Source organism: Nannocystis sp., from assembly GCF_016714285.1.
In the GTDB taxonomy this organism is placed as follows: domain Bacteria; phylum Myxococcota_A; class Polyangia; order Nannocystales; family Nannocystaceae; genus Nannocystis.
The window spans coordinates 1-13,141 of the sequence record NZ_JADJNN010000017.1; the positions used below are offsets into that span (position 1 = coordinate 1).

Consider the following 13,141-nt stretch of genomic DNA (forward strand, 5'->3'; position numbering starts at 1 on the left):
TGCGGAGGACACCATGGCGTCGTTCGATAAGGCCACCCCGGTCCTTCGCTTCCCGGCGTGGCAAGGTGCCGGGCGCCGTGTGGCTCCTCTGGCCCGTATTGGTCTGGCGGGTAGTCGCGCCGGTGCCGCGCGAGCAGGTCCTCAACTTCTTCCAGCGCGCCGTCTTGGCGCTCGCGCGCGCCGGTGTGGTCCGCGTTGTCGACGTCGCCGAGCGTCTGATGATGGCCAGACCTCACCGGTCTCGTCGTCCAGGAACTGCGCGGCATGGGGTTACTCGATTACTCCGCTCGCCCCACTCACCGCGGGCTACAGACGCTCGACGATATCGAGTTCGATCCTCCGGAGGACGCGACCTTCGGTCACGTCCTCTCCGATCCCATCACGGGCAAACTGTGGCCACGCTTCATCACCGGGGACCTTCCGATCGCGGATGTCGAGCCAGACGAGGAAGGCTGGCCTGTGCTCCTCGGCGGCAGCGCAGGCGATCCATGGAAAGATCGGACGTACAGCGTCATCCCAGGCACCCAGCGGATCGTCCAGCCGGACGCCCGCGACGTGCTTCGCGTCGCCCGGCGGACACGTCGGCAGCGCGCGCTCGAAGACGACGCGCGGGACATCCCGCGGCTGCAACGAGTCTCGTTCGTGGACTTGCGCCCTCAATCGTTCTGGCTCGCCGTATGCGTGCGCCGGCACGAGTCCGGCGACTGGATGGTCGACGACCCCCTCGGACACGGCGAGTCGATGGAAATGCGGGCACAGATCGATGCCATCCTCGACCGGCACCAGGAGCTGCGCCGAAGGATCTCTCGGATCATCGGCGACGATTCTGGCTCACCGTCGCTGACCCAGCTCCATGCGCAGGCCACATTCGACATCGATGAGCGACTGACGATGGCGATTCGCCAGCACGAATCCGTCCACGAGCGCCTGGTCGCCATGCAACGCGCGTGGCTCGAGGCATCGCTGGACGGTGCTCCGGGCGACAAGCTGGACGACGTGCTGGTGAAGGCCCAGCGAGCCGCCGAGCGAACCTTGCGCATCGCCCACGATCCCTGGCGCGACGTGGCTCCGCCGCTCTTCAGCGAGCTCGCCGAGTCCGACAAGGCGCTCAATCAGCAGCTCCTCGACACGATCGCCAGCGAGCTCGGGTTTACCACGCCCCTGCCGCCGACCCTCGCGTCGGTCCGCCGTGGCAAAGTCCAGCACGCCGAGGACAGTGGCCACGGCAGCCTGCGCCCGCTCGTCATCCTGGCGCTGCTCGGCGCCGGCCGGGACCGGACACACCCCTTACACCGCGCCGCATGCCGGCACCCGGACCTGCTCGAGCGCCTCGACCGGCTCGCACAGGCCCGCGACCGCGTCGCCCACGATAACGACGATCCCCCGTCCAGGACGGTCGAGCGCCACCGCGAGACCGTATTGCTCCTTGTCGAGACCCTCCTCCTCACCCGCTGAATCGACCGAGATATACCTGCATGAGCAAGAAGAACGGCAAGAACCGACCGAACCCCACCCCGCGGCCCCCATCCACCCCGACGGCCGCGGCGACCCCAACGATCGAACCGACGACCGAGCAGCTCGCGCGCCTCGATCAGGCCGAGACCCTGGTCGCAGCGCTGACCACCGAGCCCGGGCCCGTCGTTGAATGCCCTCCTGAGCCGCCCGGCCCGACCCTCGCGGAGTGTCTGCGCCGCGTCGAACCCCTGCTCCGGGACGCACGGACCCATTTCGAGAGGGCCAAGCAACGCGAGGCAGCCGCCAGGGGCCGAGGAGGACCGCGTCGTCAGCGAGAAGCGGGCGCAGGACGAAGCGCTCCGGCAGGCCAGTCGCACTGCCGACGAGCAGCTCGCTGCCCGCAAGACCGAGCTCGACAGCGCCGACGCCGAGATCCTGCGCCGCATCGAGGCCTGCGACGCCCGCGAACATGCGGCCGATCGACGATCCTCCAAGCTCGACACACGCGAGGCCCTCCTCCTCGAGACGTCCGCCATCCTGACCGAGCGCGAGCTCAACGCCGAGCACGGCTTCCTCGCCGAGAAGCTCCGGATCCTCGCCACGGTCGAGGCCGACGCTGCCCGCCTCCGCGACGAACGCGACGGCCTCGCGGAGGAGCTCGCATCCAGACGTGCCACCGCCGAGGAGGCCGCACGAAGGGCCGCCGACGAGCGCGCCGCGAAGTGGGCACTAGACGACGCCCGACGGATCCAGGCAGCCGCCGACGCCCGCGTCGCCCTCGGCGCTGAACTTGCCGGCACGCGGGATACCAGGCTGACCAGTCTCGGCGCCGAGCTGCAAGACAGACGCGCCCGGGCTGAGGCAGAGCTGCAAAAGCACCTGAGCGCCCGCCGCGCTGCCTTCGATGACGAAGCAGCGGCCCTCGAAAGCACAGGCGAGGGCCCTCGCCGAGAAGCAGCGGGCCCTCCGGGGGCATCGAGCTCGACCTGAAATCCGAGCAGGATATCCTCGCCGAGGATCGAGCCGCGCTAGCGAAGAAGCTCGAGCGCCTGGTCGCCGAACGCACCGAAACCCTGCGCCACGAGGCCGCATCGATCGAGCGGCAGCTCGCCGACGCCCGCGTCCAGCGCGATGCCTACGCGGTCGAGATCGACGCGCCGCGAGCTGGATCGGCGCTTCGGCGACAAGACCCCCGAACACATCCTCGCCGACATCAAGCACCTCGAGCAGGAGCGCGACGAGCTCGCCCGCCAGCTCCGCGAGCGTCCGGACGCTCGCGACGGCGAGCGCCTCGCCGCGCTCCTGCGCGAGCGCTCGGCCTGGCTGGAGGAGCAGGCGATCCTTCGTGGCGATCTGGCGAAGGCCGCGGGAGAGCTCGCCACCCGCAGGCTCGCCGCGATCGAGCTCGAATCGCTGCGGAAGGAGAAGGAGGCCCTCGAGGTCCACAAGCAGCTTCTGGACGGCGCGCTGGACGAGCTCCGCGCCCGCGTCCAGGAGCTGACCCGGCAGGAGGACCATCGAAACCCGATGACGGCCCTCACTAGCCTCGACACCACTGAGGCGCTCCAGAGCGAGAAACGGACCGTCACCCCGCTCCGTCCGGCCACGCCGACCCTCCGCGAATTCGCCGACGACCTTCGGCACCGGATCGCCACCGGCATCGACGGGCGGACGCTCTACTACGCCGCGCGAGACGTCCGCGCGTTCCTCGGCGGCCTCGCCATGACCCGCCTGATGCTCCTGCAGGGGATCTCGGGCACTGGCAAGACCAGCCTCCCGCTAGCCTTCGCCAGCGCCGTCGACGGCGGCCGCGAGGTCGTGGAGGTGCAGGCCGGCTGGCGCGACCGCCAGGATCTCGTCGGCTACTACAACGCCTTCCACCGCCACTATTACGCGACCAACTTCCTGCAGGCGCTCTACCGTGCCGGCACCCCTGCCTTTCGTGATCGGCTGTTCTTGATCGTCCTCGATGAGATCAACCTCTCGCGCCCGGAGCAGTTCTTCGCCGACTTCCTTTCCGCGCTGGAGCAGCCCATGGAGGACCGGCGGCTCACCCTCGTCAGCGATCCCGTCGCGGACGCGCCGCGCCTCCTGGTCGATGGGCGCCATCTGCCGATCCCGCCGAACGTCTGGTTCATCGGCACCGCCAACCACGACGAGAGCACCGCCGAATTCGCGGACAAGACCTACGACCGTGCCCACGTGATGGAGATGCCGCGCAATACCGGAGCGGCTCGCTTCGACATCAACGACAGGGGCCCCCGCGCCCCGATCTCCTACGGGGCGCTGATGGAGGTCTTCCAGGGGGCGCGCGGTCGGCAAGCCGACGCGGTGAATAAGGCGTGGACCTGGCTGCAGCGCGCCTCCTTCGCCCGCACGATCGAGCAGAAGTTCCGGATCGGCTGGGGCAACCGGCTTGAGCAACAGCTCGCCGCCTACTTGCCGGTCGTCGTCGACGCCGGCGGCACCATCGGTGAGGCGATCGATCACCTGCTCGTCACCAAGATCCTGCGTAAGCTGAAGGACCGCCATGACATCCGCGTCGACGCCCTGGAGCAGCTCCAGGCGCAGCTCACGGACGACTGGAACGGGCTCGACGACACGCTGCCCGAGCGTTGCATCGACCTCCTCGGGCGGGAAATCGCCGCCAAGAAAGTCGAAACCAACGAGTGACACGCTTTCTCGATCGTCTCGGCGGCGCCTCGTCGACGCTCCCCCGGCCAGCCGTCTGTGACGCATGGACGGCCGACGACCGGCGTTTCGGCGACGAATGGCCTGCTCTCGCTGGCGACGCCGTGCTGGGGCGCTGGCCCGACGAACTCGAGACCGAGGCGGCGACCAGCCTGGCGATCACATTCGGCGACGACGCAGCGTGGGACGACCTTGCCGGCGCGCCCGCCGTCGTCCAGGGGCTCGCCGAGCGCGCCCGCCTCCAGCCGCTCGACCGCGAGCTGCTGCGCCATCTCCCGCACCTACAGCACGTCTGTCACAGACCCCGTCTCCACCTCCGCGTCGACGAGGAGCGCGTACCGGTCTCACGCGCTCGCCGGACCCCCGTCCGTGCGGTCGCCGACCTTGTGTCGCACCCCGGCGACTGGGAGCACCGAACACTTCGCAGCATTCAGCCGTCCCGCGTGCTCGCCCGCCTCATCGAGGACGAGTGGAACCTCTATGAGAACCGCGTCGCCGCCCGGCTCGTCGATCATCTCCTCGCCTACGTCGCCCGACGCCTGGCGGAACTGCACAAGGTCGAGCGTTCGCTCCGCGCCCACAAGGAGAATGTCGACGAGGGCAAGACCTCGTTCTGGCGCGCGCGCCGGATCATGACCCTCTGGGCCGGGGCGCTCGACTCGAAGATCGAGGACGACCTGCGCGCGACCCGGCAGCAGCTCGAGCACGCGAGGCGCGACCTGCAAGCCCTGCTCGACGCACCACTATATCAGCAAGTGCCCCGGCGAGTGAGCGTCGCCCTCTCGCTGCAACCGACGAACATCCTCGTCAACGACCCTCACTACCGCAAGGTCGCGGCGCTCTGGCGGGCGTGGGTCAAGCTCGGCCACAGGCGGCAGGAGACCCAGGAGCAGCGTGCGGCCCGGCGACAGATCGAGGCGCGTGCATGGGACCGCTTCGTGCTGCACCTCGTCATCCGCGCCTTCTCCAGCCTCTCGTGGAGCGCCACCTGCACGCGAGCGGGCTGGACGCTCTCGCGCGATGGCCACTCGACCGTCGACCTGACACGCGACGATCAAGGCGTGATCGTCCTGCGCGCCGCCGAGGGGGCCACGCTCCGCCTGCTGCCGCTCTGCGCCTCGTTCGCGGAAGAGGACGGTCCTGGTTTGCTCGCGCAACTCCGGAGCTGGGACCGGCTCGGCGCCCTCGTCGCAGTGTACGTGCATTCCCCGGTCGAGCGGGCGGGTGTGGACGTAGGGGCAGAGGCGGTCCAGATTCCGCTTGAGCGGTTGGATCCCGATCGGGCGAGCGGCTGGATCCTCGCCGAACGAGCGGCGCTTCTCGGGTGCTCCCCCTGGGGCATCGACAGCGAGGAGCGCATCACGCGGATGCTCAACGGCTGGATCCATCGGACCACTGTCCCCCGCTATCCCGCGCACGAGAAAGCGCGTGACCTGCCTACCCTCCCGGCGACTTGGCGGTGGCTCCGCTACGACGGCATCCACCTCGTGGCAATGCAAGCTCCCACCCCGAACGAGCGCGACGCCGCAGCCACATGGGCAGCCGCGCAGGAGGTCGCCTTTGAGGCCCAGGCGCGCGTAGCGAAGACCACGCGGCAGGCCGTCAACCCTGCGCCGCTCGCGGCAATCAAGACACTCCGCCCATGGGTCGACCAGGCCGTCAGCCTCCTCGACAATCTGGGGACCTGCCCGGTCTGCGGCGAAGAGGGCCACGTCGAGGCTCGACCCGGCAAGGAGCCCGACGGCTCCGACGCAACATGGTGGGCCCACTGCACCGCATGCGAGAGTGAGTGGGGGCTGCGGCTGTGCCGGGGCTGTGGCTTCCGCTACCGGGCACTGACGCCTGCCGTCGGGTTTGATCTCCAACAGACGGCCGGCAGCGTTGCCGAAGCAGAATGGCCCGACAGCGTGCTCGGACGCGATGTGTGGGCACAGCCTTGCCGACAAACACCTCGACAATTTCGTTGTCCAGGTTGTGGGCAATGCGCGCAAAGGAATTGCGGTCGGTGCCAATGACCACCGTGTTGGTCGTCGTGGCGCGTCCCGGGACCATCCTCGCTCTTGGCGAGCTGCCAGCTCCACTCGGCGAGGATTTGGTCCCCGGAGGCGGAGCGGGCGCGGGCGAGCGTGAGGACGTAGGCGCCTCCGACAGCCGCACTCCGTCACTCGAGCGACGCCACCTGACTCAGGCACGACCAACACAGGAAGGATGGGATCGCCTTGGCGACCAGTCCTTCCTGCTTTGCCTCGGTCCAGCCCCGACCCATCGCCTGTTGCCGGGCCCGCCGCCGATGTGATCGCCGAGATCACGCGTCCGTTTTGCGTAGCAGAGCCGGACCTATCCTGGTGAGCGCTGAAGTCCCGGGCGATCAGGCCGCTCGACGCGCGAGTTTCGGGTCGCCAGAGACTCAAAGCCCTGCGCGCGACCACGGACGAGATCGCCGTGATCGTGCGAGAGACCGACGCCAGGAAGTCAACGGAGCCGCGTGATTGTTCCACGCGTCCGTCTGGTGTTGCCCAAAGGCGACGAAGGGCGTAAAATAGGCCGTGGCTAAACGTCCCACAGCCCCCCCGGAACGCATACGCAATGAATCGGATTTCAAGAGGGGAACCGTAACGGGTTGGCCGCACGCGAACGATGAGAACCTCATACTGCGTGCGCATTACCAGCCCGATGGGAAACACAAGAGCTACGCTGACCCCAGATGGGGACAGGTTGGTCGTTCTGAAGGCCAACGCTGCCCGAAGATCCCAGACGAGGCGTGGCCGATCTTGGCAGAGGCGCTCCACGAAGCGCTAAGGGCCGGTGTCGTTGATTTCACCGACATCCGCGGACCCTTTCCTACAAGGGCATGGGCTTATATCAACGGCCACCTATTCGAGGCAAAGCTAAGCAACAAGGTTAGCGGTATGTTTCATGGGTTTCCGCTCGACCATGAGGAGCATTTTCCAAGAGATCAAATGGGGCGACTGGCGAATGCACCGAGGAAACAGATATGAGTCGCCTCGAAGTTGAATGGAATCGCGTCCCCGATGAGGGAGATCCGATCGAGTGTAGAACGTGGGCCCGGCTAGAGTGGTTGGCGGGGAGGCACATTCTTACGCGTGTCTATGATCGTGATGCTCGAAGCGAACGACGTGGAATTTACGTGCCCCAGTATCCAATTGCGAATTGGATTGTAGCTAATTGGTGGTCTCTACTCTACGAGCCTTGGCCGTTCGATGGTCCCATTCCGGCCCCGGGTTCAAAAATGAGCGAAGATGTCGCCGAATGGCTTCAGCGCCACTGTCTGCGCGCGTCAAATTCGGGATACGCGTGCCCATTCACGTGCATTTTCAGCCAAGGGAAGGCGAAGATCGCCATTGTAAACCGAGAAGACCCTAGTGATCTTTATCCGCATTGTCCTGTAGAGTTTATTGAAGACGCTGAGCTGACCGAGGACCGGCAGGAGATTCGTGATGTGCTATCCGAATTTGTCAATCATGTCATCGCTCGCCTGGATGGGTTCGAGGATGAACGTGTGAGTTCGCTGCGGGCTCAATGGCAGACAGTTCAAGGGCTTTCTGCTGAAGAAGAGGAATTCTGCCGAGCGTCAGGTCGGCTCGGCCTGGATCCGTTTGATATGGAGAATTGGCCGGCGGGGTTACTCAGCTGGTTTGAGCGCGCGCTTCCGGGAGAGCTCGATAGTGCCTTTGCCATGGATCTGATGGAAACCCCGGGGCCAGCACGAGAAAAATCTGCACATCACCAGGCCCTGCATCAAATCATTGAGAGTTTTCATCTGGGCCCCGCGGCTAACATTATGGGGCCGGCATTTAATGCTCAGACCCCGTATGATGAGGGATACTCTCTTGCAGAGTGGGTGCGCAGAAAACTGGGTCTCGCTCAGTCGGATCAGCTTGCTGACGTTAACGATGCGGCAGAGGTTGCCTGTCAGCGAGCACTGAGAATCCAAACTTCGAACCTAATCCCTCAAAGCCGCGTGCTCGCGGTTGTTGGGTGGGCCCGCAACCCTGGACCGATCATTGCAATGCGAGATCAGCCCAAGTTGGATGCAGCCCGTTTTCTGTGCGCTCGCGGGGTCTATATGGCATCTCGTGCGTCGAGTAATGGTCCGCGTCTGGTGACTGAGGGAAGAACTTGGGATCAACGAGCATCCCGAGCGTTCGGTGCTGAATTGCTTGCCCCCCGCGTTGGAGTCAGGGAGATGTTCGAATCGACGTTGCGGCGGATTGGACAAGACGAAGTCGGCCATTATGAGGCTGAGACACGTGTTGCACAGCATTATAATGTGAGCCCCATGATTATTCGGCATCAACTGGAAAATTCTCGTAGCAGCCTGTCTGGATGGATGTAGGCAGTGCGGATTCGGCGCCCGCTATGGTTTGCTGCTGCGCATTTACGCTCGGCGATGTACGGCTCGCTGACCTTGGACCTTGGAGCTAGGGATTGTCGCCTGCGCGGTGCTCCAGCTCATCGTCACATCCGCCGGCCGAGCGCATCGCCCTCGGCCCCGCCCGCGGCGGACCCCCGCGCGTGCACAGCCACCTCGTCCCTCACACAGCTCGTAGAACGTAGAACTGTCGTGTACCGTGTACCGGTACACGCGACGCAGGCCGCCGCTGCGCGGCTCCAAGCGTCTCCACCAGCTCTCCAAGAGTGGGGCTGAATCCCGAGAGTTTTGGGCACTCACGGGAGTTCAGCCCCTGGGCGAATTCACAAATGACGACGCGGACTTGTGGCGAAAGGCGAGCGCTTACAAGGGGTTGTGAAAATCCGCGTCATCGTGTTTCCAACAGTGATGGTCTCTTGGATCTGGCCGCGTGCGAGGACCGTGGGTCCAGTCGGATGGCGAGGCGTGGCGCGTCTACAAGCAGCCGATCTTCTGCTGGCAGCTGGTGACCGAGCTCGAGCGCATCCTGCAGCGGGCGGCGCGATCTTGACGCTTTCTTGATCCGGCGCGCGCATCTTGACGCTTCCTTGAGGTGTCCCCGCCTATCCTCCGATCACGGAGTATCGGCGTGGACGACCTCATCAACGTGCTCATCATCCTGGGCTTCTTCGCCCTGTCCTGGGGCTTCGTGCGCCTGTGCGACCGGTTGTGGGGGGGTCCGCCATGCTGAGCTTCGAAGCCATCGCTGCGGTGCTCGCGGTGCTCCTCGCCGCTTACTTGCTTGTGGCCCTGTTGAACCCGGAGAGGTTCCAATGACTGGGATCGCCATTGTTCAGTGTGCTGTGTACCTCGCGGTGTTGATCGGCCTGAGCGTCCCGCTCGGCCGCTTCATGGCGCGCGTCCTGGAGGGCGAGCGCACGTGGCTGCACGCCCTTCTCGGGCCGCTGGAACGGCTGATGTACCGCGCGGCGGGCGTCGATCCGCAGGCTGAGATGCGCTGGAGCGCCTACGCCGGGGCGCTGCTCGTGTTCAACGTCGCCGGCCTGCTCGTGGTGTACGCGCTGCAGCGGGCCCAGGAGGCGCTGCTGCTAAACCCCGATGGTCTCGCTGCGGTCGCCCCGGACCTCGCGCTCAACACGGCGATTAGCTTCGCCTCCAACACCAACTGGCAGGCCTACAGCGGGGAGACGACGCTCAGCTACGCGGTCCAGATGCTCGGATTGACCGTGCAGAATTTCGTGTCGGCGGCGACCGGTATCGCCGTACTCGTGGCGCTGATCCGCGGCCTGACGCGGCGACAGAGCCCGGGCGTCGGCAATTTTTGGGCCGACCTAACGCGATCGACGCTGTACATCCTGCTGCCATTGTCGCTGGTGCTGGCCATGGTGCTGGTCGCGCTGGGTGTGGTCCAGACCTTCGACGGCGCCGCGACTGTCACCACCCTCGAGGGCGGCACCCAGACGATCGCGCTCGGGCCGGCCGCCTCGCAGGTGGCGATCAAGCAGCTCGGCACCAATGGCGGCGGCTTCTTCGGGGTCAACTCGGCCCACCCCTTCGAGAATCCGACGCCGATCAGCAACTTTATCGAGTGTCTGGCGATCCTGCTGATCCCGGCGGGGCTTTGCCATACCTTCGGGAAAATGGTCAAGGACGTTCGCCAGGGCTGGGCCTTGCTCGCGGCGATGACGGCTGTGTTTGTGGGCCTGCTGGCCGTGTGCGTGTGGGCCGAGCTGGCCGGCAACCCAGTCCTGACCGCCCTCGGCGTCGATGCCACGCCCGGCAACCTCGAGGGCAAGGAGCTGCGATTCGGCGCCGTGAGCTCGGCCTTGTGGGCCACGGCGACCACCGCGGCGTCGAACGGCTCGGTCAACGCGATGCACGACAGCTTCACGCCGCTGGGCGGCCTGGTGCCGATGTGGCTGATGCAGCTGGGCGAGGTCATCTTCGGCGGCGTCGGCTCTGGACTCTACGGAATGCTGGTCTTCGCGGTGATCGCCGTGTTCATCGCGGGCCTGATGGTCGGGCGCACCCCGGAGTATCTCGGCAAGAAGATCGAGGCATTCGAGATGAAGATGGCCGCCCTGGTGGTCCTGCTGCCGCCGTTCGTCGTGCTGCTCGGCACCGCGATCGCCGTCCGCGCGGACGCTGGCGTCGCGGCGATCGCCAATCCCGGCGCGCACGGCTTCAGCGAGGTGCTCTACGCATATTCCTCCGCCGGCAACAACAACGGCAGCGCATTCGGCGGGCTCGGTGTCAACACGCCATTTTACAATCTCACCCTCGGGCTGGCGATGCTGCTCGCTCGCTACGGCGTGATCGTCCCGGTGCTGGCGCTCGCCGGCTCGCTGGCGATGAAGAAGCAGATCCCGCCGGGGGCGGGCACCTTGCCGACCCACACGCCGCTGTTCATCGCGCTCCTGATCGGCACCGTGGTGCTGGTCGGCGCCCTCACCTTCGTCCCCGCCCTCGCGCTCGGCCCCGTCGCCGAGCACCTCCAGCTCATCCGTCCCTGAAAAGCGAGCGCTCCCATGCGTACTCCCACTGTTCGTCCCTTGTTCGACCGCGCGCTCGTCCGCGTCGCGCTGGTCGACGCGCTCAAGAAGCTCGACCCGCGGCGCATGCTGCGTAATCCCGTGATGTTCGTCGTCGAGGTCGGCGCGGCCTTCACCCTCGCGCTGGCCGTCCAGGCCGGGCTCGGCCGCGGCGAGGCGCCGGTGGGCTTCATCGTCGCGATCTCGACGTGGCTGTGGCTCACGCTGCTGTTCGCCAACTTCGCCGAGGCGATGGCCGAGGGTCGCGGCAAGGCCCAGGCCGACAGCTTGCGCAAGGCGAGGCAGGACGTGTTCGCGAACAAGCTCGCGGAGGCGCGGCGCGACGCGTCGACCCAGAAGGTGCCGGCGTCGTCGCTGCGCCGCGGCGACCTGGTGCTCGTCGAGGCGGGCCAGGCGATCCCCGGCGACGGCGAGGTGATCGAGGGTATCGCGTCGGTCGACGAGAGCGCGGTCACTGGCGAGAGCGCTCCGGTGATCCGCGAGAGCGGCGGAGACCGCAGCTCGGTCACGGGCGGCACCCAGGTGCTCTCGGATTGGATTGTCGTGCGCATCAGCGCGAACCCGGGCGAGACCTTCCTCGATCGAATGATCGGGATGGTCGAGGGCGCCAAGCGCAAGAAGACGCCCAATGAGATCGCCCTCGACATTCTGCTGGCTGCCCTCTCGCTGGTGTTCTTGCTGGCGACGGCGACGCTGCTGCCGTTCTCGCAGTTCGTCTCCGAGGCGACCGGTCGCGGCGCCCCGGTGACGCTGACCGTGCTGGTGGCATTGCTGGTGTGCCTGATCCCGACGACGATCGGCGGCCTGTTGTCGGCGATCGGCATCGCCGGCATGGACCGAATGATCCAGGCCAATGTGATTGCCACCTCGGGTCGCGCCGTCGAGGCCGCGGGCGACGTCGACGTCCTCCTGCTCGACAAGACTGGCACGATCACGATCGGCAACCGTCAGGCGGCCGCCTTCATCCCGGCCCCGGGCGTCAGCGCCAAGCAGCTCGCCGAGGCCGCGCAGCTGGCCTCGCTCGTCGACGAGACGCCCGAGGGCCGCAGCATCGTCGTGCTCGCCAAGGAGCTGCACGACCTGCGCGCTCGGGAGGTCCGCGGCGGCAACGCTCGCTTCATCCCGTTCTCCGCCCAGACCCGCATGAGCGGCGTCGACATCGACGGGCGAGAGATCCGCAAGGGCGCGACCGACACGATCGCTGCCTACCTGCGCGAGCGTGGCGGCAGCTTGCCCGCCGAGGTCGACGCGGCCGCCCGCGAGGTCGGGCGCGGCGGCGGCACGCCGCTGGTGGTCTGCGAGGGCAAGCGCGCGCTCGGCGTGGTGCACCTCAAGGACATCGTCAAGGGCGGCATCCGCGAGCGCTTCGCCGAGTTTCGCGGGGTCGGCATCAAGACGATCATGATCACCGGCGACAATCCGCTGACGGCGGCGGCGATCGCCGCCGAGGCCGGCGTCGACGACTTCCTCGCCGAGGCCACGCCGGAGGCCAAGCTGCGGCTGATCCGCGAGTATCAGGAGAAGGGCCACCTGGTCGCGATGACCGGCGACGGCACCAACGACGCGCCGGCGCTGGCCCAGGCCGATGTCGCCGTGGCGATGAACACGGGCACGCAGGCGGCCAAGGAGGCCGGCAACATGGTCGACCTCGACAGCGACCCGACCAAGCTGCTGGACATCGTCCAGATCGGCAAGCAGATGCTGATGACCCGCGGGGCGCTGACCACCTTCAGCGTCGCCAACGACATCGCCAAGTACTTCGCCATCATCCCGGCCGCGTTCGCCGGCATCTACCCCGAGCTCGCGCAGCTCGACATCATGCACTTGCACTCGCCCGCCAGCGCGGTGCTGTCGGCGGTCATCTTCAACGCCCTGATCATCGCATTCCTGATCCCGCTGGCGCTGCGGGGCGTGGCCTACCGCGCCGCGCCGGCCTCGGTGACGCTGCGCCGCAACGTGCTGGTCTACGGCGTCGGCGGCCTGGTGGTGCCCTTCATCGGCATCAAGCTGATCGACCTGCTGCTGACCGTGACTCACCTGGCCTGAAAGG

The 13,141-nt window shown here is 66.8% G+C and carries 9 protein-coding genes; 8 read left to right on the forward strand and 1 reads right to left on the reverse strand.

Translation table 11 applies throughout. The features are described 5' to 3' along the window. On the reverse strand, positions 1–266 hold a 266-nt coding region (locus IPJ59_RS25830), incomplete at its 3' end, for a hypothetical protein (protein ID WP_293273732.1). On the opposite strand from IPJ59_RS25830, the gene IPJ59_RS25835 reads away from it, so the two are divergent. The 8 genes from IPJ59_RS25835 to kdpB all read left to right on the forward strand — a co-directional run bounded on the left by IPJ59_RS25835 (position 265) and on the right by kdpB (position 13,137). Further along, complete coding sequence (locus IPJ59_RS25835; RefSeq protein ID WP_293273733.1) at positions 265–1,455, forward strand: hypothetical protein; 1,191 nt, start codon at positions 265–267, stop codon at positions 1,453–1,455. The two genes, IPJ59_RS25830 and IPJ59_RS25835, sit on opposite strands and share 2 nt — an antisense overlap. 186 nt (positions 1,456–1,641) lie before the next feature. Further along, on the forward strand, positions 1,642–2,445 hold the full coding sequence (locus IPJ59_RS25840; protein WP_293273734.1) for a coiled-coil domain-containing protein: 804 nt from the start codon (positions 1,642–1,644) through the stop codon (positions 2,443–2,445). Positions 2,446–2,586: 141 nt separating this feature from the next. Further along, positions 2,587–4,128, forward strand: a complete 1,542-nt coding sequence (locus IPJ59_RS25845; protein WP_293273735.1) for an AAA family ATPase — start codon at positions 2,587–2,589, stop codon at positions 4,126–4,128. Beyond that, positions 4,125–6,161 carry a hypothetical protein gene (locus IPJ59_RS25850; protein WP_293273736.1) on the forward strand — a complete coding sequence of 679 codons (2,037 nt, stop codon included), beginning with the start codon at positions 4,125–4,127 and terminating at the stop codon, positions 6,159–6,161. Before IPJ59_RS25845 ends, IPJ59_RS25850 begins: the two co-directional genes overlap by 4 nt. A gap of 1,235 nt (positions 6,162–7,396) precedes the next feature. After that, positions 7,397–8,503 (forward strand): hypothetical protein, encoded by a 1,107-nt coding sequence (locus tag IPJ59_RS25855; RefSeq protein ID WP_293273737.1) that lies wholly within the window; start codon positions 7,397–7,399, stop codon positions 8,501–8,503. 759 nt (positions 8,504–9,262) lie between these two features. After that, positions 9,263–9,355 (forward strand): K(+)-transporting ATPase subunit F, encoded by a 93-nt coding sequence (kdpF, locus tag IPJ59_RS38125; protein WP_366524684.1) that lies wholly within the window; start codon positions 9,263–9,265, stop codon positions 9,353–9,355. After that, complete coding sequence (gene kdpA, locus IPJ59_RS25860) at positions 9,352–11,052, forward strand: potassium-transporting ATPase subunit KdpA (RefSeq protein WP_293273738.1); 1,701 nt, start codon at positions 9,352–9,354, stop codon at positions 11,050–11,052. Before kdpF ends, kdpA begins: the two co-directional genes overlap by 4 nt. Before the next feature lie 15 nt (positions 11,053–11,067). Then, positions 11,068–13,137 carry a potassium-transporting ATPase subunit KdpB gene (kdpB, locus tag IPJ59_RS25865; protein ID WP_366524685.1) on the forward strand — a complete coding sequence of 690 codons (2,070 nt, stop codon included), beginning with the start codon at positions 11,068–11,070 and terminating at the stop codon, positions 13,135–13,137. The last annotated feature ends 4 nt before the right edge of the window (positions 13,138–13,141 follow it).